This is a genomic window from Anaerostipes stercorihominis (assembly GCF_057535655.1).
In genome coordinates, this window is record NZ_BAAJCL010000017.1 from 1 (window position 1) to 22,778 (window position 22,778).

The window sequence follows — 22,778 nt, forward strand, 5'->3', positions numbered from 1 at the left end:
TCCCATTTGACGCATATAGTTTCCAATTGTTTTTTCGGCAACAGATTCCCCGGATTTTCGTAATTCTGCAGTAATTTTAGGAGCGCCATAGTTTTGATGAGAATCTTCGTAAATCTTTTGGATTTTTTCTTTTAAAACTGTACGGCGAACAGATGTGTCCGAAGGAACCCGTTTCTTCCATGCATGATAACCCGAACGTGAAACGCCTAATTTTTTCAGTATTCCGCTGACAGAAACTTGACGTTTCACAGGCAGGGATTTGATTTCTTCCACGTACTCAGAAGTAGCCGTGTAAAGAGCTTTTGTCAGTTTCCCAGAATACCGATTGCTTTTTTTAACACTTCAAGAGCATCCTTCGTATCTCGTAATTCACGCTGCAATCTGGCAATTTCTTTCGCTTCCTCACTTGCATAATTTCCAGAACCACGGGTAGGAACCTCTCCTTTATGTTCCTTTGCTGCTTTCATCCAGTTTTTCAGTGCAGATTCGCTGACTCCAAGATTCTCAGAAGCCTTGCGAAGTGGCAGCTCCGGATGATCCAGGCGATACTGCACTGCATCCTCTTTAAACTGTTGGGAATATTTTGTACCTTTTGCCATAACCATTCTCCTCCTTGATCTATGACTATCATATACGATTTATTGAAAATGGTCATGTTTATTTTGTGCTATTTATATTCTAACACCAAGTTTTTAGACAAGAAACGTTCGCAAGGTAAACCTTACTATATTATGGTCGAGTGAAAGAATATCTTGTCTCTCTTCCAGAATTCTAATTATCAACTACAATTTCCAGACCAGCACTGGCGTGGTGGTCTTATTTTGATACCTAATTTTCAACCTATATAAAATTTTCAATGTTCTTTCAATTTGGCCCTGACTTTTTATTTGCAGGCTTATTTTTACAAATTCGCAATTTTTTATTGACCTTGAATCGCATTGCCTAAAGAGCAAAACAAAATACCCCGACATCAAAACAGTTTTCTGCTTTCATGCCGGAGTATTTTCTCGATGAGCGTGCGGGGATTCGAACCCCGGACAACTTGATTAAAAGTCAAGTGCTCTACCACCTGAGCTACACACCCAAAAAACTGGGGTAGCTGGATTCGAACCAGCGCGTGCAGGAGTCAGAATCCTGTGCCTTACCGCTTGGCGATACCCCATTATATGTAACAACTTTTGTATTATATAACAGATCTCCAAATCCGTCAATACTTTTTCCACAGCACCATCACTGCAAATGAGCGTGCGGGGATTCGAACCCCGGACAACTTGATTAAAAGTCAAGTGCTCTACCACCTGAGCTACACACCCATAAACTGGGCTAGCTGGATTCGAACCAGCGAATGCAGCAGTCAAAGTGCTGTGCCTTACCGCTTGGCGATAGCCCATCATTTTATAGGAAAGGTGGGTAATGGGATTCGAACCCACGGCCTCCAGAGCCACAATCTGGCGCGCTAACCAACTGCGCTATACCCACCATAATATTAGCTTGTACATTCTGATCACAATGAAAAGAAAAACGAGCCTGAAGGGATTCGAACCCCCGACCCACGGCTTAGAAGGCCGTTGCTCTATCCAACTGAGCTACAGACTCAAAAAAAGCGGGTGATGGGAATCGAACCCACGTGATCAGCTTGGAAGGCTGGAGTTCTACCATTGAACTACACCCGCTTAATCGGGGTGACAGGATTCGAACCTGCGACCTCTTGATCCCAAATCAAGCGCTCTAGCCAAGCTGAGCCACACCCCGGTATTCTATATAACCCTTGTTCTGTGCTTTTCACTCACAACAAAAATTATTTTACTCTAACCCAAAACAAATGTCAATAGTTTTTTTCATTTTTTTCACTTGCTGTCATTTGCTCCCAAAACCAACCTATCACAAGCTGTATTCCACGGAGCGTTTTTATGATATAGGAGAGTTAGAACTTTTCTATATCATAAAAAACGAGCGAAACAAGCCTTGCAAGTTCCACTCGTTTTCGCGGCTGTATTCTTGTACCCTGTAATACGAAACCTATTCAACTGCCGCAATGCTATATCACTCGATATGATATATTGTCAGTATATCTTCTTTTCGTTCTATTGTCAATTATTTTCAGAACATTTTGACGAACTCCGCTATTTTTTTATACATCTTATATTATAATCTATGAAAGAAATCGGAAGGGAGGAAATAAGATTGGACAACTTCGGAAACCGCCTGAGAAAATTAAGAGAAAGCGAAGGCCTGACTCAAAAGCAAGTTGCTGCTGACATTCAATGCAGCTGTAAGGTACTTTCCAATTACGAATTGGGCAAAAGGGAACCTGATTTTGATACTCTTGTAAAGCTATCCGATTATTTTAACGTCACTACAGATTATCTTCTTGGAAGAACCAAAGAACCGCATCAGTACAACGATATGACGTTAAATGAAACGACCAAAGAAATTCTGTCTTTGATGAAATCTTTGCCTCATGATTACCATACTGATATTCTCCGATACACAAAAATGAATATTTTAGAATTTGAATACACAAGGAAAAAGAACCATCCGTAATCTTTCCCTCTCCAGATTATGAATGGTTCTTTTTCTATGGTCCGTTTCCACATCCTACCCTCAGAAAATGAGTGGATCAGATCTCTTTCTGTCCTTCATTCTCTCTTTCTATTATACCTTTTACATTCATTTTTGCAAGTTATTTTTAATTATAAATATGAATATATTATTATGCATAGAAAAAAGGATAAAATATCTTATATGGAGGTATTTTATGTTTGAAATAAAAAAAACAACATCATCCAACAAAACAGTACGCATGCCGGATGATTTAATTCATCAATTAGAAGCTCTTGCATATGAAAATGACGTCAGTTTCAATCAACTGGTTGTACAATGCTGTGAATACGCATTATCCCACTTAGCAGAATCCGGAACGCAAAAATAAATTGAATTACCACTTTATTTCTGGATCTATAATTTTTACAGAGATGAAACTATGGATTTCTTTTACCGGAAAAAATACCATTCTAATCAACGTTGCAGCAACATGAAATTACCATGCATAAAAAAAGCTTAGAAACATTGATTTTACGTCATTCGACGTATTTTCAACGTTTCTAAGCTTTTTTCTCTTCCTGCGGATGACAGGAGTTGAACCTGCACGTCAAAGACACTAGAACCTAAATCTAGCGCGTCTGCCAATTCCGCCACATCCGCATAATGAGCGTGCGGGGATTCGAACCCCGGACAACTTGATTAAAAGTCAAGTGCTCTACCACCTGAGCTACACACCCATAATTTAAGGTGGGTAATGGGATTCGAACCCACGGCCTCCAGAGCCACAATCTGGCGCGCTAACCAACTGCGCTATACCCACCACAGATATACTTCTCAAAAGCATCAGCAACCCCACAGTGCTTCTCACACTGGACCGAATCTGCCCGATTAAGTATCTCATCTTTTATTTTTTCCAAAGAAAAACGAGCCTGAAGGGATTCGAACCCCCGACCCACGGCTTAGAAGGCCGTTGCTCTATCCAACTGAGCTACAGACTCATAAAGCGGGTGATGGGAATCGAACCCACGTGATCAGCTTGGAAGGCTGGAGTTCTACCATTGAACTACACCCGCTTAATCGGGGTGACAGGATTCGAACCTGCGACCTCTTGATCCCAAATCAAGCGCTCTAGCCAAGCTGAGCCACACCCCGTAATCAGTTCTTGCCATTGTCCTATTTCCTCAACAGCAAAATTTATTATACAGAAGCTTCTACAAAATGTCAACATTTTTTTTATTTTTTTACATGGTCGATCAATTATTCCATCGGAGGATTTTTCATTTAAACGAAAGGGACAGACACCAAAATGCCTGCCCCATTTTCTTACTCTACTTCTTTAATTTCATCTTCTGTGACATCGACATCTTCATCCTCAAAAAAATCTTCGTCAAAATCATCGTCAAAGTCTTCATCAAAATCATCCATATAATCTGGAGTCAGATACTTATACACCGCATAAGCAATACCTGCTACCGCTGCAACTGCACCGATAATTGCCAAAGTCCAGACAATTTTATTGCTTTCTTTGTCTTTCTTACTCATAATATCCGTTACTTTTGCCACTTCTAAAAGATCACTTAAATTTTTCATTCCGCTCATCCTTTCTTAGGTGTTTTTTTTATTATATCACTTATCCTTATACATTACTAACTTTTTTATCATTTTTACTGAATTTTTTTCAATTTTGCAAAGGATGCAAACATTTTTTTGACGCCAAACTTTTCAAAATCAACCGTCACCTCATAATCTCGTCCTCCAGCTGTAATTTCCAGAACAGTTCCGGTTCCAAATTTTGTATGAGACACCTGATCCCCTGTACTATAAGATAATTTCTCTGTTTTTGGCGCAGAGAATGTTTTAAATGATTTTGCCTGATAAGGTTTTCGGAATTTTGTTCCGCGATTTGAGGAAAATAAAGTCTTTTGCGGACTTTTCTCCTTTAAATCCACGCCATGATCAACCTTTAATAATTGATCCGGTATTTCATCTATAAATCTTGATACTTTATTAAACTGTGTTCTTCCCTGCATCATCCGGCGTTTTGCCGCACTTAAATAAAGTTTTTCCTTTGCCCTTGTGATTCCCACATAGCACAATCTGCGCTCTTCTTCCATATCTTCGTCATCTTCAGATATCATTGTCATATAACTTGGAAAAATGCCATCCTCCATTCCACAGATAAAAACATATGGAAATTCCAAACCTTTTGCACTATGTAATGTCATCAAAACAACTCGATTTTCTGACTCTTCGAGATTATCAATATCAGCCACCAGCGCAATTTCTTCCAGCAACTGAGAAAGAGATGGTATCTCCGCCTCCGCTTCATAAGTCACCACCTTATTTAAAAGCTCATGAATATTCTCAATTCTGCCGGCTGCTTCTTCTGTTTCTTCCGCCTCCAATTCTTTGATATACCCGGTTTGATCTGCAATGTAGTGAAACAATTCTTCTAAAGAACTCTTAGCCTGTTGATTCCGAAAATCCTGAATCATATCGGCAAATCCCTGAATCTTCTTTCTCGCATTTCCCAACGTTGTAATTTGTTCCGCCTCAAAACAGGCGTCAAGAAAGCTCAAATTGTGTTCCATCGCATAAACACTGATCTTTTCAATCGTCGCCGCACCGATTCCCCTTCTCGGCACATTAATAATCCTGCGAACTGCAAGATCATCCATGCCATTGTCGATTGATTTTAAATAACAAATGAAATCTTTTATTTCTTTTCTCTGATAGAAATTTGTGCCTCCTACAATTCGGTATGGAATATTTTTCAGCATAAAGCTTTCCTCAAAGACGCGGGATTGTGCATTGGTGCGATATAATACTGCCATATTTTTATATTCACAGCCCTCTTTTTGCAGTTTTTCTATCTCCTCAATAATTTGTCGTGCCTCTTCATATTCTGTCCCAAACTGATGAAATTCAATCAACTCTCCTTCATCATTTTCTGTCCAAAGTTTCTTCTGTTTTCTTCCTCTATTATTGCGAATCACTTCATTTGCTGCATTTAAGATATTTTGGGTAGAGCGGTAATTCTGCTCCAGCTTAATTGTCTCTGCTTCCGGAAAAACATTCTCAAAATTCAAAATGTTCTTGATGTTTGCCCCTCGAAATTTATAAATTGACTGATCATCATCTCCTACGACACAAAGATTATGATATTTTCTCGCCAGCATACTAATCAGTTGAAATTGAATGGTATTGGTATCCTGATATTCATCCACCATAATATATCGGAATCTTTCCTGATATTCATCTAAGATTTCAGGATGAAATTGAAATAATTCTACTGTTTTAAAAATAAGATCATCAAAATCCAATGCATTGTTGGCCTTTAGCTGTTTTTGATATTCCTTATAAATATCCCCGATCTTCTTCTTGCGAAAATCATACTGATACTTCAATTCATACTCTGAAGGAGTTATAAAATCATCCTTGGCAGAAGAAATCGCATTGATAATGCTGCGCTCCGGCATCATTTTCGTATCAATTTTATATTGCTTGCAAATTTGACGGATCAGAGATTTCTGATCATCTGCATCGTAAATGGTAAAACTGTTTCCATACCCCAGTTTATCAATATGTCTTCGCAAAATCCGAACACAGGTAGAATGAAATGTGCTGACCCAGATATGTTCCGCTCCATAACCTACCAAATCATCCACTCGTTCTCTCATCTCTTTGGCTGCTTTATTCGTAAAAGTAATTGCCATAATATGATAAGGATTCACTCCCTGCTCTATTAAATAGGCAATTCTGTGAGTTAAAACTCTGGTTTTCCCGGATCCTGCTCCAGCCAGCAGCAGCAGCGGTCCCTCTGTACAAAACACGGCTTCCTGCTGCTGTTCATTTAACGTATCATAAATTCCCATAAATAAATCCTTTCTTGTTTTGTTTCAACGAACTTTATTATACTACATCTGCAAACAAAATGCACAGAACTCTTGTCATCTAGTTTAAATAACCGTATAATGTAGTTACAAAGGAGAAATCATTATGGAATTTGAAGAAAGACTAGAAAAATGGATGCAGCTTGACTGCGTACTCCCGAAAGATCTTCCCAACATTGAATTGTATATGGATCAGATCACCACATTTTTAGAAGAACAGCTACAAAATACCAAACGTTATCAAGAAGATAAGATTTTTACAAAAACTATGATTAACAATTACACAAAGAATCATCTTCTTCCGCCTTCCAACAAGAAAAAATATTCCAGAAATCATATGATCCTTTTAATTTATATTTATTACCTCAAAAACTTTTTATCGATTTCTGATATTAAAGATTTGTTGCATCCTCTGACCGATGCTTTTTATGAGGAAGAACGGGAACTTTCATTTTTTGATATTTATGAAGAAATTTTTACCTTAGAGCACCAACATAACGATGCAATCAAAAATTCGATCCTGGAAACCTTTCACAAAGCACAGAATACCTTTCCCAATGTAAAGGACGAAAAAAAACAAGCTTCCTTACAGCAATTTGCTTTTATTACACTGTTGGGATACGACATTTATCTTCGCAAGCAGATGATCGAAACCATGATTGATGAATTCTATCAGCCAAAAGAATCCGAGAGATCACAAAAAAAGAAGAAATAGGTGTTTCCTATTTCTTCATTCGTTTAAAAACCAATTCATATCCGTCACTTCCATAATTTAAAGAACGGTTCACACGACTGATGGTCGCTGTGGAAGCTCCGGTTTTCTCTGCAACTTCCAAATACGTATGCTGGTCATGGAGCATAGAAGCTACCTCAAATCTCTGTGCCAACGATTCCAGCTCATTTACCGTACAAAGATCCTCAAAGAAGGTAAAGCATTCTTCCTCTGTTTTTAACGTTAAAACGGCCTGAAATAATCTCTTCGCGGCTTCTGTCTTAATCTTTTTACTCATTGGCCATTACTTCCTTTCTGAACTTATACTTTCACTATACAATATCAGTGCGTTAAAGTAAAGAAGTATTTTCCCATTTTCTATGACTCTGTAATTCTTTGAAAATAACTCTTGGTCTCCTCCACAATGTCTCCATTCAAAGCCAAAAGCGCCACTAAGTTTGGAAATGCCATTAATCCGTTGCAAATATCAGCAATGGTCCACACTGCGCTAACGGTCATAAACGGTCCGATAAACACTGCCAGAATATAAAGCCATTTAAATACCATCACAACCTTTTGTTTTCCATTGGTCAAATATTCCAGACACCGTTCGCTATAATAATCCCATCCAAGAATTGTAGTGAATGCAAAAAACACAAGACAGGCCATCAGGATAAAGGAGGAAACTCTTTCCGGAAACGGCAGTCCCATGGAAAATGCTTTTGTTGTCACTGCGACGCCATCCAGTCCCATGTCCCATGCTCCGGTTATGACAATGGCAAGTCCTGTCATGCTGCAGACAATAATGGTATCAATAAAGGTTCCGGTCATAGAAACCAATCCCTGTCGTACCGGTTCTTTGGTCTGCGCAGCAGCCGCCGCAATCGGAGCAGATCCCAGACCTGACTCATTGGAAAAAATACCTCTTGCAATTCCTTTCTGCATCGCAACCATCATAGCTCCCAGCGCTCCTCCAGCTGCTGCACGCAATCCAAAGGCAGACCGCACAATTTCTGCAATGGCTCCCGGAAGCTGCGGAAGATGCGTCAATACAATAATCAGACATACAGATATATATGTAACCGCCATAAACGGAACAATAATCTCTGATACTTTTGAAATTCTCTGAATTCCTCCGATTACCACAAGCCCCACACAAACTGCTACAATCACCCCTGCAATGACAACACTCCATGAATAATCTCTCCCCAGAATATTTACTGTATGCAAATTCTTTGGATCAAAAAAGTTATTGACCGCTGAAGTAATTCCATTTACCTGTGTAAACGTTCCGATTCCAAACAATCCTACCATTGTTCCAAACACACAAAATAATTTTGCCAGCCATCTCCAGTTTTTTTCCCATACCATTTTCAATATAATAAAACGGACCACCCAACGCATGTCCGTCTTCGGCAATGACCCTGTATTTGACCGCCAGCATTCCTTCCGCATATTTTGTTGCCATGCCGAAAAAGGCTGCAAGCCACATCCAAAACAGCGCCCCGGGTCCTCCCGCCACAAGCGCCGTAGCACATCCTACAATGTTTCCCGTTCCGATTGTTGCAGAAAGCGCGGTACACAGCGCTCCAAAACTGGTAACTTCTCCTACCCCGTCTTCTTCATTATGAAATACATAGTGTAATGCCTTCTTCAAATGTCTGATTTGCAGACCGCGCAGCCGGATTGTTAATAAAATACCCGTAAAAAGAATTAAAACAATCAATGGGATTCCCCAAATAAAATCATTAATTCCGGCCAAGACCAAATTCAGTGTTTTCAACATTTTTTATTCCTCCGTAAACTTTCTATGCGAATGTATTTTGCATCCTTCTTATGCACATCGTGTGCATCCCGCAAAGCGTTTTGTGATATAGAAAAGTAAAAACCTTTCTATGCCACAAAAAAAGAGCTGATAATATCAGCTCTAAAGAGTATCTAATCCGTCGCTTAGAAACCTCTGTCCTTTTGCCTGAGAGATTGGCCTTTACAAAACCGTACACCTTCGGCGCTCACTTATGAGACTCTCCAGAGTTTTATAACTTCTCATTAAGTAAAATAAGAAGCATCACTTACATTTTATTCGCAATATCCACTTTATCGGAAATATGAAAAATTTGCAAGTATTTTTTTATATAATTCGATTTTTTTCTTCACAATAATTTAAGAACCTCGTCATAATTTCCTCAATTTCTTGTCACATGATATTCACATTTTTCGTCTATACTATAACCATAGCAATTAGCTAAGCTAATTTTGCTAAAACTTTTTTCATACTTTTTCATAAGGCCGGGAGATGAACATCTCTCGGCTTCCTCTCTTTTTTCGCATATTTTTCATTTCTGCATATAATATCATACAATCATTTTTCGGAGGTTCTATGAAACGCTTTCGTCAATTCATCTGTCTGCTCTTCGCAGGATGCCTTATTACCGCATGTCTCGCAGGATGCTCACAAAATAAGCAGTCCTCAGCAAAACTTACCAAAGTAACTCTAAATGAAGTCACTCATTCTATTTTTTATGCGCCCCAATATGTAGCTTTAGAAAAAGGATACTTTAAGGAGGAAGGAATCGACCTGAAAATTGATATCGGTTTCGGTGCGGATAAAACTATGACTGCCGTCATCTCTGACAATGCCGATATCGGCTTCATGGGACCGGAAGCCGCAATTTATCAATACAACGAGGGCAACAAAGATTATGCGGTTTGCTTTGCACAGCTTACCCAGAGAGCAGGAAATTTCCTGGTATCAAGAGAAGAAAATAAAGATTTTCAGTGGAAAGATCTAAAAGGAAAAGAGGTCATCGGCGGCCGAAAAGGTGGTATGCCCCAAATGATTTTTGAGTACATTTTGAAAAAGAAAGGGTTAAATCCCAAAAAAGATATCCATTTGATCCAAAATATTGATTTTGCCAATACTTCTGGCGCTTTCTCCGGCGGAACCGGAGATTTTACTGTAGAATTTGAACCAAACGCTACTTCTCTGGAACAGCAAGGTGCCGGATATGTTGTCTCTTCCCTGGGAATTGAAAGCGGCTTTGTTCCTTACACCGCTTACTGTGCCAAACAAAGCTATATCAAAAAGCATCCTGAAATCATTCAGGGATTTACCAATGCCATTGCCAAAGGACAGACATATGTCCAAAACCACTCACCTGAAGAAATTGCCGACGTTATCAAAGGTCAATTCCCCGATACTTCCAGAAAGGATTTAATTACTATTATTACACGCTACAAAAATCAAGATACTTATAAATCAAACCCTGTTTTCTCTAAAAAAGGCTTTGAACTGCTTCAGGATATTTTAAAAGATGCCGGTGAATTAAAAGAAACCATTCCTTTCCAGACATTAATTGATAATACTTTTGCAAAAAAAGCCGTACACTAACAAAACAGCGGACGCCTTCGCAAATTCTCCTTAAAAGATTCTACTTTCAAGGAAAATCCAAAAGCGACCGCTTACAATGCCGGAAGTGTCTTTTGACACTTCCGGTGATTGATATCACACGTTCAAGGCAAATTTGCGGAATTTGTACTTTTTATAAAAAACTTTCTTTTGTATTTTTTCTTTGTTCCTTTTTTGCCGTGGGATACCAATGTTACTTGTTCGGTTAAATCCGATAATTTATTTTTTTCGTTTCCCAATCCATAGTATTTAGCGATGGCAAGGGCATCTGCCTTTCCAAGCGCTTCCAGCTTCTGATCTGTCGAAAGAAACTCTTGATAGTCTTCCGGATGATCCAGGAAGGAATGTTCTACAATGATCCCATGAATTCCGGATAACAAACTGTTTTTTACCACATTATAATAGTCACAAAGCCTTCCATTGGGATATTTGGCTCCGGTTTCAGAAGTCCGCAGTAAAATCCCCTGGTCTGTCAGTCCCAAAGATTCCAATTCAGACAAAATACAACATGCCAGCTCCTGATCCTCTCTTGCAAACGACGCCCGGTAATTTCCCTTGGATGTAATCACCGTACATCCTCGTTCGTATTCTGACATTCCTCCCTTGGCATTATTATGAATACTGACAAATAAATAAGCTCCGTTTTCTTTTGCTTTTTTTACTCGCTCTTCCAAACCGACTGTTTCGTCTGCAGTTCTTGTCATATAGACTTCTGCCTCTGCATACTTCTCTAGTTCCTTCTTCAGACTTCCTGCGATTTTTAGATTGATATCCTTTTCGGAAACAATTCCCTGATCGTAAACTGCCTGCGCCCCGGATTGTCTTCCCCCATGTCCCGGATCAATCATAACAACCAAATGAGGAAATTTTTTCTGTCCTGTCTTCTCATACCTCTTTTGATTTCTGGGTACTGATGATTTTGTGTCTCTGAACACAAACGCCGTAAAGGCTGCAATCAAACATACCACAACCAAGCATAGCACTCTGTTTTTCCGTTTCATGATTTACTTTTTTGTCCCCATATCATCATTCAGAAATTGCTGATAAGTTCGCGGCTGATAGGTTCCCCTTCCAAAGCTGCACATACGATACATTGTATCAATATAATAATTTTGTTTCTTATCTTCTGTTTTATCGGTGGTGTGGCGATACCCGATTGTCATAGAGTACAGATATCCATTTTCAATCCGAACCAAATAGTAGCAGGATTGCTTGGTATCCCCTTTTTGACGTCCTGCAATTACAAAAAGTCCGGTATCCTCTTTATAAAGAATTTCATTTCTGTCTGTCAAATTTTTTCTCACCTGATCATAAGAACTTTTCAGCTTTTTCTTTACAGTCGTTCCGGACTCTAAAGATTCACGACGAAATGTAACATAATTGTATGAATCTGACTGAAATTCATAGGAATTTCCAACCTGAACAACGCTCTTATACAATTTTTTTGGATACCCAAAAGAATAATCTCCTGCATAAAAAGTCTCATAATCATCTAAGTCTAAAATACTGCTATAATCCGCCTGACTCTGACTGGAAATCAGCGGAAGTTTTTGATTCTTCTCTTCACTCTCGCTTTCTGTCTTTTCTTCCTCTGTAGATGCCTCTGTCACAGCTTCTGTGGAGGCTGACGTTGTCTCAGAAGTTTCCGTTGTCGTGCTTTCCGACACACTCTGTTCTTCTTTTTCAGAATTTCCTGCAATCATCTGCCATGCAAAAAAGACTGCAACCATAAGAATCACTGCAAACAGACCAAGGATCAAATTTTTCTCATTCTTTGCTGCATCTCTTCCTTTTGTTTTTTCAGAAATGCTCTGTTTCTTTTGCGATTCTTTTTGAATATCACATCCACATTCCCCGCAAAATCTTGCATTCTCCGGATTTTCGGCTCCACACTTCGGACAAAACATATTTTTCCTCCCTTTCCCCAGCTATGCTTCTTTCAGGATCATCTTAGGCTTCGTCAATTGCCTTTCCGATATCATTTCGTTTATATTTATTGGCAAAGTCAATCCATTCTGTTGCCTTGTAAGCATTTGCTCTGGCTTCTTTCAAATTATCACCTTTTGCTACAACGCCGAGGACCCTGCCTCCGTTGGTTACAATTTTACCTTCATCAAATTTTGTTCCGGCATGGAATACATAATACCCATCTTTTCCTTTTACTGTATCCAATCCCTGAATTTCAAAACCTTTTTCATATTTTTCCGGATATCCATCAGACGCTAGCACAACACAGACTGCCGCATTGTCTTCAAACTCTAACTCTATATCGGCTAATCTTCCATCCACACAGGCCTCCATAACATCCAGAATATCATTCTTCATTCTTGGAAGAACAACCTGAGCCTCCGGATCTCCAAAGCGAGCATTATATTCCAAGACCTTTGGTCCGTCTTCTGTCAGCATTAATCCGGTAAATAAAATTCCGGTAAAAGGTCTTCCCTCCGCTGCCATAGCGTCTATGGTCGGCTGATATACATATTTTTCACAAAATTCTTCCACTTCTCTTGTATAAAACGGGCTTGGTGAGAACGTTCCCATACCGCCGGTGTTCAGTCCCTGATCTCCATCCTTTGCACGTTTATGATCCTGAGCAGAAGTCATACATTGAATCGTCTTCCCATCGCAAAAAGCAAGAACGGAGACTTCTCTTCCCGTCATAAATTCTTCAATGACGATTTCATTTCCCGCATCTCCAAACTGCTTATCAAGCATCAGAGTTTTTACCCCTGCCTTAGCTTCTTCTAATGTATTGCAGATCAATACACCTTTTCCCAAAGCCAATCCATCTGCCTTCAAAACAATCGGCATATTTGCTGTCTCTAAATATGTAAGCGCTTTCTCAGGATCCGTAAAATTCTCATATGCTGCTGTCGGAATATGATATTTCTTCATTAAATCCTTGGAAAAAGCTTTGGATCCTTCAATGATGGCTGCATTCTTTCTAGGTCCAAAGACGCGGAGCCCTTCTGCCTCAAATACATCTACAATCCCGCCCACCAGCGGATCATCCATTCCAATAATCGTCAAATCAATTTTTTTCTCTTTTGCAAAGGCAGCAAGCTTTTCAAATTCCATAGCGCCAATCTCAATACACTCCGCAAATTCTGAAATTCCCGCGTTTCCCGGTGCACAGTATATTTTTTCTGTTTTCGGACTTTGTGCTACAGCCCAGGCAATGGCATGTTCCCTTCCGCCGCTTCCTACGATTAAAACTTTCATTCTTTTTCCCTTTCTATCTTTTTATCGCTTTCGTCTATCTCTTTTGCACTTTTCCATCCATTACTTTGATTCTTCCATTTGCAAAATCATCAATGGCTTTAGGCAGAATCACCCACTCTGCCTGCTCCATAATTCTGCGCTGAAGAATTTCCGGTGTGTCGTTCTCTTTCACGAGAACCGCTTTCTGATCAATGATCGGTCCGGTATCGGTTCCTTCATCTACAAAGTGCACCGTTGCACCTGAAACCTTCACACCCCGCTCCAGAGCTTTCTCATGGACTTTCAGTCCATAATATCCGGTTCCGCAGAAGGCAGGAATCAAAGACGGATGAATATTCATAATTCGGTTTTCAAATTTATGAATGATTTTTTCCGGAATTACAACCAGACATCCTGCCAAAACGATTAAGTCAATGTTCCGATCTGTTAATTCTTTATAAAGTGCATCGTTAAATAACTCTCTTGTATCAAAATCCTTTGGGGAAAGAGCCACGGCTTCAATGCCGTGGCTTTTTGCACGCTCCAATGCATAAGCGTTTTTATTATTGCTGATGACTACATCAATGGCAGCGTTGGTAATCGAACCCTGACTGATTCCATCAATGATCGCCTGCAGGTTTGTTCCTCCTCCGGATACCAGTACCGCAAGCTTTAGCATAAAGTAACTCCTTTTTCTCCTGATCTTATATACCCTACCACATATGGAGTATCTCCGGCTGCCTTAATCGCCTCCATCGTTTTCTCTACATCATCCTTTTCCACTGCTACAATCATTCCAAGCCCCATATTAAAGGTATTGTACATCATCTCTTCTGCAATATTTCCTTCTTTTGCAAGCAGTTGAAAGATTTCCGGAACCTCATAGCTGTCTTTTTCGATCACCGCGTGCACTCCATCCTTCAACATTCTCGGAACATTTTCGTAAAATCCGCCGCCTGTAATATGACTGCATGCTTTTACTTTAATTCCTGCATTTTTAATACTTTTCAGCGCTTTTACATAAATTCTTGTAGGCGCAAGCAGCGCTTCTCCAAGAGTTTTCCCTAATTCTTCATAATAAGTATTTAACGATGCTTCACTCATATCAAATACATTTCTTACAAGAGAAAATCCGTTGCTGTGAACTCCGCTGGACGCCATTCCGATTAAAATATCTCCATCTTTAAGATTTTCTCCGGTAATTAAATCTTTGCGATCACAGACACCTACGGAAAAGCCAGCCAGATCATATTCATCTTCCGGCATCAGTCCCGGATGCTCCGCAGTCTCTCCGCCAATTAACGCCGCATCTGACTGAACACATCCCTCTGCCACGCCACTTACAATAGCAGCAATCTTTTCAGGATAGTTTTTGCCGCAGGCAATATAATCCAGGAAAAATAGCGGTTCGCCTCCTGCACATGCGATATCATTCACACACATGGCAACCGCATCAATTCCAATGGTATCATGCTGATTTAAAATCATCGCAAGCTTTACTTTGGTTCCGCACCCGTCTGTTCCTGATAATAACACAGGATCTTCCATTTCCTTGATTTTACTTAAAGAAAATGCGCCGGAAAATCCTCCCAATCCACCAAGTACTTCTTCCCTCATGGTTCTCTTAACATGTTCTTTCATTAATTCCACAGAGCGATACCCCGCTTCAATATCAACTCCGGACGTCTTGTAATCCATATGTATTTTCCTCCTAAGTTCTTCCGATACTCGCCGGAATTTATTCTTATTTGTAATCTTTATACCCAATCTGATCAAGCTTCTCTGCTTTTTTTACAACAGACTGCTTCATATCTTCACTGTACAGCTTTAATTTTTCTAATATTTCCGCATCCGATGCTGCTAAAATCTTTGCTGCCAGAATTCCTGCGTTTAATCCTCCGTTAATTGCAACCGTTGCAACCGGAATTCCGGAAGGCATCTGAACAATCGAATAGAGGGAATCTACCCCGCCAAGATCTGAAGTTTTCATTGGAATACCAATAACCGGCATTGGAAAGAGCGCCGCACACATTCCCGGCAAATGCGCTGCTTTGCCTGCTCCTGCAATGATGACTTTGACTCCGCGGTCTTCAGCGCCCTTTGCCCATTCAAAGAAAATATCCGGTTCTCTGTGAGCGGAAATGATTGTCATTTCAAAATCAATTCCCATTTCTTCTAAAAACTCTGCTGCTTTTTTCATAATCGGCATATCAGAATCACTGCCCATTACAATCGCTACTTTTGCCATTTGTATTCTCCTTATCCTTTATAAAATAATTTATCGCGCTGCGCACAAAGCACAGCGCAGTTCTTTCTATCCTTTTATTGTACTGATTTCACAGATTTCCGTCAATGGTTCATTTAACGTTTCCGTTCCCGGCAGCACAAATCGTCCGTTTTCAATTATCGGAATCTCTGTTCCCCCCAATCCAACTGCGACAATCGAATCCAGCTCTTCATAGGGAATGGTAATATCCGTATGACACTGGAAATATTCTCCCTTTCTGGACTTCTCATTATATTTGGCTGCAATTTCCTTGCCGTCGGGATTATATACCCTAGTCTCCTCACTGTGACTGTAGCAGGTATCGCCGACGGCAAAATGCGGACCCATTTTTTCCACAATTAAAATGGGAAGTTTATATAAAATGTCATATTTTTTTGCCATTGCATATGCTGTGGTATTGGTTCCCACCGCAAATTCTCCCATTGGAAGCGTCTCTCTGCCATACAGAAGATTGTCTTTGATCAATGCTTTATTTCCTTCTTCGTTCTCAAAGTTTTTGCAAGTGTAATCGACAATCATTCCGTTTTCAAAGATCAGACATAAATCTATAAACTTCAAATCTCGAAGATAAACTTCTCCCACATGCAACACCCCGTTGGTTCCTGCAAGTTTTGGGGATGTAAAAACTTCCCCCACCGGAATATTCACATCTGCCAGACAATTCTCAAAATTTGTCTCTTTTGCAGGATCCTTTCTTTCATGCATTGACACATACAAATCTGTACGGTTTTTCCCGGCACCTTTGATGTGAACCTCCAGAGCCTGATCCAGTGCGTCGATCAGATATTGCTGAATCTTTCGATACTTATTTTTATCCAATGTATTAACTTTGACAACTTCCTCAAAAATCTGTTCAAACTGATCGCCGATTTCCGGAATCGGATACGCGATGATCGTAAAGCTTCTCTGATCTGGCTTCACATATTCATTGACAATTTCCGATGACCGAATCTGAAATTCTACCGATAACTCCTGCTGTTTTTTACTGTATTTCAAATTTTCTTCTTTATTTTCAGGAAGAAACGGACGTTCCCCAAAGGTTTCCATACATGCCGGACCTGCAAATACACTCGCCTCCTCCTTATAACGTTCATAGGCATTGCGATAACATTCCAGCTTATGCTTCATAAAACGGTTATCAAAATATAATGCCTGATCGTATCGATGGTCATATTCATATTGCGGATTTGGACTGGAAGATCCATACCCCGTCTTTACAAGTCCTTTGGTCAGACTGGAAATTCCGTTTCGATAAATAATCGGTGCAAGTCCGATCTCCGCAAATTGACGGACAGCTTCTCTTACAATCGGCTCGAATCCAATCGTATAACGGAGATTCACGGTCCGTTTCCCACTCATGTCAATATTGTTTATGATAAATCCTTCATGAAATCCTTCCACATACGTCTTTGCCATCTTTTTAATTTCTTCCTTGGGAAGAGAGTTTAAATACATGAGCGTTCGGATTTCATTTTCAGAAATGTATTCTCCATACTGATATAAGCTGTCCGGATTATTAAGATCTGATTTCATTACAATATCTACAGCAAAGGTTAACGTCGGATCTAACTGCTCCCGAATTCGATACTCAAAAACATCCTCGCTGTAATCCCTCATATGGTCAAAGATAATCTGCCGCACTTTTTCCGGCTTTTCTTCTCTCGCTGCAAATAACTGGTAAATCTCTAAAAACAGCTCGTTGTGTATGACCAAATCAAAAAGTCTTTCTTCCACTGCATACAGAAACCCACTTCGGATCTCTGTATAAAGAAACGCAAAGATTTGGCCATAGTCATCTCCAAACTGATGAACACAAAACCTTGGATTCCCAAGACAGTGTTCATAAACCTCCGGTGAAATCTCCTGATACCATTTCTGATTCCATACTTTCAATTGCGCAAGAGACTTGGGATTGGTATCATAAACATCATTGATAAATAAAAGCGTGTCCGCCATCTCAGAAAAGAAAGCGGAAAATTTTCCCATAGTTTGAAGATCCTGTTTTATCCCCTGAAGTCTTTCTTTATTTAATTCATGTCTTTCCAGTAAAATTTCACTCACAATATACTCCTTTTATTTTATGATTCCTAAAATAAATAAAACCACTGAAAAAATCAGCACCATTCCATTACTGATGCATCCAACGACTTTCCATTTTATAATTGCCGCTGTATCGCGAAAGCTCTGTATTGCCAAAAACAGACCAAGAGCTGCCATCCCCATAAAAAGCCATCCGGCAGCTCCTAAAAGGATGCTTCCATTTCCTTTCATATCTACTGACTTTAATATCAGAAAATAATAGCCAGCCAATCCCGCCGCCCCTAAAATCACTGAGATCACTGATCTTGCGGAAATCACCTGATCTGACGGACGATATGCAAATGTCTTCTTCCGATTCCGTTTCATTTCTTTTTCCTCCTGTATCCATCATAGCACGCCAACAAAATCCGATAGACAAGGTATCCCATAAACCCACCGATTGTATTCATCAGTAAATCATCTACATCAAATACGCCAACCTTCATCAGAAGCTGACTGGTTTCAATGACCAGACTAAAAATAAAGGTAGCAAGCACAGACCGAAACAGTGCTTTTCGTTTTTCAATTACGACCGGAATCATAAATCCAAATGGGCTAAATGCAAAAATATTTCCAAATAAATTGGTAATCACTGCCTCTGCCGACAAAAGGTGCCGATACATCCAAAATCGTTTGATTTCTTTCAGAAGTACCAAATTCACATGGGAGCTATGATATCCTGTATCTCTTCCATACCGCTCACTTAATAGCACAAAATAAAAAATTACTATGATATAAAGGTAAAATAAAATTTTCACCCCGCATTTGACAATTTTTTTCTTATTGATCGCCACAAGACTCATCCTTCATGTTTTACGCCATATTTTTCATAGTATGCGTCAATTGCTGATTTTAATGTATCATTTATTATGATTTTTCCCAGACATTCCTTATTATAAAGACATTCTACAACCTCTTCCATTGTAACAATCGCGGCGGTATCAAAGCCATAAAGATCTTTTACTTCATCTAAAGCACACTCTTTTCCGCCTTTTCCCACTTCCATTCGGTTTAAAGAAACCATCAATCCTACAATTGTCACATCAGCAGCCTCTCTTACCTTTGGAACGGTTTCTTCCATAGATTTTCCGGATGTTGTCACATCCTCAATCATAATAACACGGTCTCCGTCTTTCAACTGACTGCCCAAAAAACCTCCCTGATCTGCGCCGTGATCTTTCACTTCCTTTCGATCAGAGCAATACCTTACCTCTTTTCCGTACAGTTCACTATAGGCAATGGCAGTTACAACGCCCAGAGGAATTCCCTTATAAGCCGGTCCGAATAATACGTCAAAGTCATCTCCATATGTGGTATGAATAGCCTTTGCATAATATTCTCCCAGTTTTTTTAACTGTGATCCTGTTACATAAGCTCCGGCATTCATAAAAAATGGAGATTTTCTGCCGCTCTTCAATGTAAACTCCCCGAATTTCAGCACATCACTCTCCACCATAAACTCAATAAATTCCTGTTTATATGCTTCCATATCTCTTAAAACCTCCGTATTTACAACCTCACATCCGATATCTTAAAGTAAAATACCAGCATATAAGCTGAATTTTTACTTACTTTCAAGCTTTTTATACTCATTATAATAAAAGCGAATGACATCTTTTCTTGTTACAATTCCAATAAAATTTTTCTGATCATCAATCACCGGAACAAAGTTTTGTTCCGTTATAATGTCCACCAAATCGTCCATATCCGTGCTGATAGTCAATGCCTGGTTATCCCGTTTTCTCGGAATTTTCTGAATGTTAATTTTCTCCGCCTCAAGGATATCCCAATGACAAATGGACTCCATGGCTCTCAATATATCACCTTCGGTGATCGTTCCTGCATACTTTCCGTCCTCAGTCAGTGTCGGAACCGCCGTATATCCATGATATCTCATCTTTTCCAGCGCCTGTCTCAAACTTTCATCGGCAGGAATATATGCTACATTTTCTTTCGGTGTCAGAAAAAACAAAATATTCATATCCTTTCCCTCCTTTGGCTTTTATTTTACGCAGCCAATTAATTCCTGAATATCTTCCACTTGATGTCTTCTCATATATTCTTTGATTCCTTCAATCACATCCAGCGTCGCAGACGGATTTACAAAATTGGCAGTCCCAACCGACACCGCCGTCGCACCTGCCATTAGAAACTCCAAAGCATCCTGTGCCGTTGCAATTCCCCCCATTCCGATAATCGGTACATCCACCGCATTGGCTGCCTGATACACCATACGCAGTGCTATCGGTTTGATTGCCGGTCCTGACATTCCTCCGGTCTTATTTGCCAGAACAAAGTCTCGTTTTTCAATATCAATCTTCATACCGGTCAGGGTATTGATCAAAGACAGCGCATCACTTCCGGCAGCCACCGCAGCCTTCGCCATCTCCGTAATATCTGTTACGTTAGGACTTAATTTCATAATAATGGGCTGTTTTGCTTTCGCCTTCACCGCCTTTGTAATCTCATAAAGAGCTTTTGGGTCCTGTCCGAATGCAATTCCGCCTTCTTTTACGTTGGGGCAGGAAACATTGATTTCCAGAAGATCCACTGGCTCCTCTGCCAACCGCTCTACCACTTCTACATAATCTTTTTCTGATTTTCCACAAACATTCACAATCACCGCTGCCCCGGATTTCTGAAGAAACGCAAGATCCCGCTTCACAAAAACATCAATTCCCGGATTTTGCAGTCCGATGGCATTTAACATCCCTCCGTATACTTCTGCAACTCTTGGAACAGGATTCCCCGGCCACGGAACATTTGCAACTCCTTTGGTGGTAACCGCTCCAAGTTTTGAGAGATCTACAAACTCACTGAATTCTTCGCCGGATCCAAATGTTCCAGATCCTGTTGTTACCGGATTTTTCATTGTTACTCCGGCAATATTTACTGATAAATTCATTACAGCTCCACCTCCCTGGAATCAAATACCGGTCCGTCCTTGCAGACTCTTTTGTTGTGTACATTAGAATGGCTGTCCACGTCTCTGGAGTTACAGACACATGCAAGACACGCACCGATTCCACATGCCATCCGTTCTTCCAGTGAAACCTGTGCCTCTATATTTTCTGTTTCTGCATAACTCTTAATTCCCCGAAGCATCGGCGTTGGCCCGCAGGCATAAATGATTTCTCCATCAACTCCCTGTTCTCTGATTGCATCCATCACATTTCCTCGTGTCCCATAAGAACCATCTTCTGTCGATACCACAACTTTGCCAAGCTCCTCAAACTCGTCCTTTAAAAACATTTGCTGATTTCGATATCCAAGCACAATGGTTTTCTCACAGGAAAGTTCTTTTGCCAATTCCAACATCGGCGGAATTCCAATCCCCCCTCCGATCAAAATGGCTTTTTCTTTTTTTATTGTAAATCCATTTCCGAGAGGTCCTAAGATCTTCACCCGGCTTCCCGGTTGATAGGAAGATAACTCTTTTGTTCCTTCTCCTGCAATCCGATATACAATTCTTAAAGTTCCCTGTTCTCTGTCAATTCCACAGATACTAATCGGTCTTGGAAGAAGTTTGGAAGGATTATTTAAATATACAGAAAGAAACTGACCGGCTCTGGTCTCCTTTGCAATTTCTTCCGCTTTTAATGTCATATCAAAAATTCCATCTGCAAGAGATGTCTGACAGATCACTTCTGCTTCCATTTGCTTTTTACTCATTTGGCATCTCCTTTATTTTTTTCATTTACAGCTGTGTAAAGCCTGCGTTCCTATTTTATAAATGCCTGTCTTAAATCCTCTTTCATATCAAGGACTGCCTGTCTGGATGCCTCCGCATATTTTTCAGCACCAAACCGGCTGTAGGCTTCCTGTTGATAAGCACAGATAATTCCTCTGGAAGAATTTACAATGGCACCAAGTCCATCCTCATTGAAAAATGGCGCTAAGTCCTTTGCCTGTCCTCCCTGTGCCCCGTAACCAGGAACGAGAATATAAGCTTTGGGCATAATTTTTCTTAATACTTCTCCCATCTCAGGATATGTAGCTCCGACAACGGCGCCAACATAGCTGTAAGAATCTCCCATGAGCGCTTCGCCCCAGCTGGCAACTTTTCGAGCGACCAGTTCGTACAGCGCAGTTCCGTCAATTTTCTGATCCTGAAATTCTCCGCTGGATGGATTTGAAGTTTTCACAAGAATAAACATTCCCTTCTTCTCTTCCCTGCACACCTCCATAAATGGCCGCACTCCATCGCTTCCCAAATATGGATTCACTGTAACAAAATCTTCACAAAATCCGCTGTATGCCTTAGTTCCAACTACCGCTTTTCCCACATGACCAATGGCATACGCTTTTGAGGTGGAACCAATATCCCCTCGCTTAATATCTCCTATGATCAACAGTCCTTTGCTTTTGGCATATTCGCAGGTTTTCTGAAAAGCCGCAAGTCCCGGAATCCCAAACTGCTCATACATTGCAATCTGCGGTTTTACTGCCGGAATCAAATCATAAATATGATCTACAATTCCTTTATTATATTGCCAGATTGCTTCTGCAGCTCCCTCTAAAGTTTCTCCATATGTTTTGAATGCAGCTTTCTTTATATGCTCCGGCACATAATCAAGCATTGGATCTAATCCCACTACAATCGGCGCATTTAATTTTTTAATCTTATCTACTAACTGATTGATCATCGAAATC

The 22,778-nt window shown here is 40.1% G+C and carries 23 protein-coding genes, 14 tRNA genes, 1 pseudogene and 1 riboswitch; of the genes and pseudogenes, 4 read left to right on the forward strand and 34 right to left on the reverse strand.

The window, feature by feature from the left end; translation table 11 throughout:
- The 10 genes from AC27EF_RS12200 to AC27EF_RS12245 form a co-directional block, all read right to left on the reverse strand.
- On the reverse strand, positions 1-273 hold a 273-nt coding region (locus AC27EF_RS12200), incomplete at its 3' end, for an IS3 family transposase (protein ID WP_487111062.1).
- 32 nt (positions 274-305) lie between these two features.
- Positions 306-599, reverse strand: a complete 294-nt coding sequence (locus AC27EF_RS12205; protein ID WP_024854392.1) for a transposase — start codon at positions 597-599, stop codon at positions 306-308.
- A gap of 412 nt (positions 600-1,011) precedes the next feature.
- A tRNA-Lys gene (locus tag AC27EF_RS12210) sits at positions 1,012-1,084 on the reverse strand.
- A gap of 6 nt (positions 1,085-1,090) precedes the next feature.
- Positions 1,091-1,162, reverse strand: a tRNA-Gln gene (locus tag AC27EF_RS12215).
- Between the two features lie 78 nt (positions 1,163-1,240).
- A tRNA-Lys gene (locus AC27EF_RS12220) sits at positions 1,241-1,313 on the reverse strand.
- A 5-nt stretch (positions 1,314-1,318) separates the two neighbouring features.
- Positions 1,319-1,390, reverse strand: a tRNA-Gln gene (locus AC27EF_RS12225).
- A 15-nt stretch (positions 1,391-1,405) separates the two neighbouring features.
- Positions 1,406-1,479, reverse strand: a tRNA-His gene (locus tag AC27EF_RS12230).
- Positions 1,480-1,522: 43 nt separating this feature from the next.
- A tRNA-Arg gene (locus tag AC27EF_RS12235) sits at positions 1,523-1,596 on the reverse strand.
- A 6-nt stretch (positions 1,597-1,602) separates the two neighbouring features.
- Positions 1,603-1,673, reverse strand: a tRNA-Gly gene (locus AC27EF_RS12240).
- A gap of 4 nt (positions 1,674-1,677) precedes the next feature.
- Positions 1,678-1,752, reverse strand: a tRNA-Pro gene (locus tag AC27EF_RS12245).
- A gap of 432 nt (positions 1,753-2,184) precedes the next feature.
- Here AC27EF_RS12245 and AC27EF_RS12250 point away from each other — a divergent pair.
- Both AC27EF_RS12250 and AC27EF_RS12255 read left to right on the forward strand, forming a co-directional pair.
- Complete coding sequence (locus AC27EF_RS12250; protein WP_487111063.1) at positions 2,185-2,544, forward strand: helix-turn-helix domain-containing protein; 360 nt, start codon at positions 2,185-2,187, stop codon at positions 2,542-2,544.
- A gap of 214 nt (positions 2,545-2,758) precedes the next feature.
- Entirely contained in the window at positions 2,759-2,932 is a 174-nt protein-coding gene (locus tag AC27EF_RS12255) for a YlcI/YnfO family protein (RefSeq protein WP_487111064.1), read from the forward strand.
- Positions 2,933-3,123: 191 nt separating this feature from the next.
- Here AC27EF_RS12255 and AC27EF_RS12260 read toward each other — a convergent pair.
- The 8 genes from AC27EF_RS12260 to pcrA all read right to left on the reverse strand — a co-directional run bounded on the left by AC27EF_RS12260 (position 3,124) and on the right by pcrA (position 6,419).
- A tRNA-Leu gene (locus tag AC27EF_RS12260) sits at positions 3,124-3,204 on the reverse strand.
- A 4-nt stretch (positions 3,205-3,208) separates the two neighbouring features.
- A tRNA-Lys gene (locus AC27EF_RS12265) sits at positions 3,209-3,281 on the reverse strand.
- Positions 3,282-3,290: 9 nt separating this feature from the next.
- Positions 3,291-3,364 (reverse strand) — tRNA-His (locus AC27EF_RS12270).
- A 104-nt stretch (positions 3,365-3,468) separates the two neighbouring features.
- Positions 3,469-3,542: transfer RNA gene (locus tag AC27EF_RS12275), tRNA-Arg, on the reverse strand.
- Between the two features lie 4 nt (positions 3,543-3,546).
- A tRNA-Gly gene (locus AC27EF_RS12280) sits at positions 3,547-3,617 on the reverse strand.
- Positions 3,618-3,621: 4 nt separating this feature from the next.
- Positions 3,622-3,696: transfer RNA gene (locus AC27EF_RS12285), tRNA-Pro, on the reverse strand.
- A gap of 171 nt (positions 3,697-3,867) precedes the next feature.
- Positions 3,868-4,143 carry a DUF4366 domain-containing protein gene (locus AC27EF_RS12290; protein ID WP_487111065.1) on the reverse strand — a complete coding sequence of 92 codons (276 nt, stop codon included), beginning with the start codon at positions 4,141-4,143 and terminating at the stop codon, positions 3,868-3,870.
- 65 nt (positions 4,144-4,208) lie between these two features.
- Positions 4,209-6,419 carry a DNA helicase PcrA gene (pcrA, locus tag AC27EF_RS12295; RefSeq protein WP_487111066.1) on the reverse strand — a complete coding sequence of 737 codons (2,211 nt, stop codon included), beginning with the start codon at positions 6,417-6,419 and terminating at the stop codon, positions 4,209-4,211.
- 124 nt (positions 6,420-6,543) lie between these two features.
- Here pcrA and AC27EF_RS12300 point away from each other — a divergent pair, with 124 nt between their 5' ends.
- Entirely contained in the window at positions 6,544-7,152 is a 609-nt protein-coding gene (locus tag AC27EF_RS12300) for a DUF1836 domain-containing protein (RefSeq protein WP_487111067.1), read from the forward strand.
- 7 nt (positions 7,153-7,159) lie between these two features.
- Here AC27EF_RS12300 and AC27EF_RS12305 read toward each other — a convergent pair whose 3' ends face one another.
- Together AC27EF_RS12305 and AC27EF_RS12310 are read right to left on the reverse strand one after the other, a co-directional pair.
- On the reverse strand, positions 7,160-7,447 hold the full coding sequence (locus AC27EF_RS12305; RefSeq protein ID WP_412230469.1) for a YerC/YecD family TrpR-related protein: 288 nt from the start codon (positions 7,445-7,447) through the stop codon (positions 7,160-7,162).
- 80 nt (positions 7,448-7,527) lie between these two features.
- Positions 7,528-8,935 (reverse strand): annotated as a pseudogene (locus AC27EF_RS12310) (alanine/glycine:cation symporter family protein).
- 164 nt (positions 8,936-9,099) lie between these two features.
- A riboswitch (glycine riboswitch) is annotated at positions 9,100-9,191 on the reverse strand.
- A gap of 338 nt (positions 9,192-9,529) precedes the next feature.
- Between AC27EF_RS12310 and AC27EF_RS12315 the strand changes: the two are divergent.
- Positions 9,530-10,540 (forward strand): ABC transporter substrate-binding protein, encoded by a 1,011-nt coding sequence (locus AC27EF_RS12315; RefSeq protein WP_487111068.1) that lies wholly within the window; start codon positions 9,530-9,532, stop codon positions 10,538-10,540.
- A 122-nt stretch (positions 10,541-10,662) separates the two neighbouring features.
- On the opposite strand, the gene AC27EF_RS12320 is transcribed toward AC27EF_RS12315, so the two are convergent.
- The 14 genes from AC27EF_RS12320 to pyrF all read right to left on the reverse strand — a co-directional run bounded on the left by AC27EF_RS12320 (position 10,663) and on the right by pyrF (position 22,771).
- Positions 10,663-11,559: an N-acetylmuramoyl-L-alanine amidase family protein gene (locus AC27EF_RS12320; protein ID WP_487111069.1), complete on the reverse strand. Its 897-nt coding sequence runs from the start codon at positions 11,557-11,559 to the stop codon at positions 10,663-10,665.
- A gap of 3 nt (positions 11,560-11,562) precedes the next feature.
- On the reverse strand, positions 11,563-12,465 hold the full coding sequence (locus tag AC27EF_RS12325) for a zinc ribbon domain-containing protein (protein ID WP_487111070.1): 903 nt from the start codon (positions 12,463-12,465) through the stop codon (positions 11,563-11,565).
- A 43-nt stretch (positions 12,466-12,508) separates the two neighbouring features.
- Positions 12,509-13,780 (reverse strand): phosphoribosylamine--glycine ligase, encoded by a 1,272-nt coding sequence (purD, locus tag AC27EF_RS12330; protein ID WP_487111071.1) that lies wholly within the window; start codon positions 13,778-13,780, stop codon positions 12,509-12,511.
- Between the two features lie 34 nt (positions 13,781-13,814).
- Positions 13,815-14,438, reverse strand: coding sequence for a phosphoribosylglycinamide formyltransferase (purN, locus tag AC27EF_RS12335; protein ID WP_487111072.1), 624 nt, complete (start codon positions 14,436-14,438; stop codon positions 13,815-13,817).
- Entirely contained in the window at positions 14,432-15,457 is a 1,026-nt protein-coding gene (purM, locus tag AC27EF_RS12340) for a phosphoribosylformylglycinamidine cyclo-ligase (RefSeq protein WP_487111073.1), read from the reverse strand. Before purM ends, purN begins: the two co-directional genes overlap by 7 nt.
- Positions 15,458-15,503: 46 nt before the next feature.
- Complete coding sequence (gene purE / locus AC27EF_RS12345; protein WP_487111074.1) at positions 15,504-16,007, reverse strand: 5-(carboxyamino)imidazole ribonucleotide mutase; 504 nt, start codon at positions 16,005-16,007, stop codon at positions 15,504-15,506.
- A gap of 66 nt (positions 16,008-16,073) precedes the next feature.
- On the reverse strand, positions 16,074-18,098 hold the full coding sequence (locus tag AC27EF_RS12350) for an aminopeptidase (RefSeq protein WP_487111105.1): 2,025 nt from the start codon (positions 18,096-18,098) through the stop codon (positions 16,074-16,076).
- A 21-nt stretch (positions 18,099-18,119) separates the two neighbouring features.
- Positions 18,120-18,452 (reverse strand): DUF6142 family protein, encoded by a 333-nt coding sequence (locus AC27EF_RS12355; RefSeq protein ID WP_487111075.1) that lies wholly within the window; start codon positions 18,450-18,452, stop codon positions 18,120-18,122.
- A complete protein-coding gene (locus AC27EF_RS12360; RefSeq protein WP_487111076.1) occupies positions 18,449-18,928 on the reverse strand; it encodes a VanZ family protein in 480 nt (159 codons plus the stop codon). Before AC27EF_RS12360 ends, AC27EF_RS12355 begins: the two co-directional genes overlap by 4 nt.
- A complete protein-coding gene (gene pyrE / locus AC27EF_RS12365; RefSeq protein ID WP_487111077.1) occupies positions 18,925-19,614 on the reverse strand; it encodes an orotate phosphoribosyltransferase in 690 nt (229 codons plus the stop codon). Before pyrE ends, AC27EF_RS12360 begins: the two co-directional genes overlap by 4 nt.
- Before the next feature lie 75 nt (positions 19,615-19,689).
- Positions 19,690-20,106, reverse strand: a complete 417-nt coding sequence (locus AC27EF_RS12370) for a CBS domain-containing protein (protein ID WP_487111078.1) — start codon at positions 20,104-20,106, stop codon at positions 19,690-19,692.
- A gap of 21 nt (positions 20,107-20,127) precedes the next feature.
- Positions 20,128-21,030: a dihydroorotate dehydrogenase gene (locus tag AC27EF_RS12375; RefSeq protein ID WP_487111079.1), complete on the reverse strand. Its 903-nt coding sequence runs from the start codon at positions 21,028-21,030 to the stop codon at positions 20,128-20,130.
- Positions 21,030-21,797 (reverse strand): dihydroorotate dehydrogenase electron transfer subunit, encoded by a 768-nt coding sequence (locus AC27EF_RS12380; RefSeq protein ID WP_487111080.1) that lies wholly within the window; start codon positions 21,795-21,797, stop codon positions 21,030-21,032. Before AC27EF_RS12380 ends, AC27EF_RS12375 begins: the two co-directional genes overlap by 1 nt.
- Positions 21,798-21,847: 50 nt before the next feature.
- A complete protein-coding gene (gene pyrF, locus AC27EF_RS12385) occupies positions 21,848-22,771 on the reverse strand; it encodes an orotidine-5'-phosphate decarboxylase (RefSeq protein WP_487111081.1) in 924 nt (307 codons plus the stop codon).
- Between the last annotated feature and the right edge of the window lie 7 nt (positions 22,772-22,778).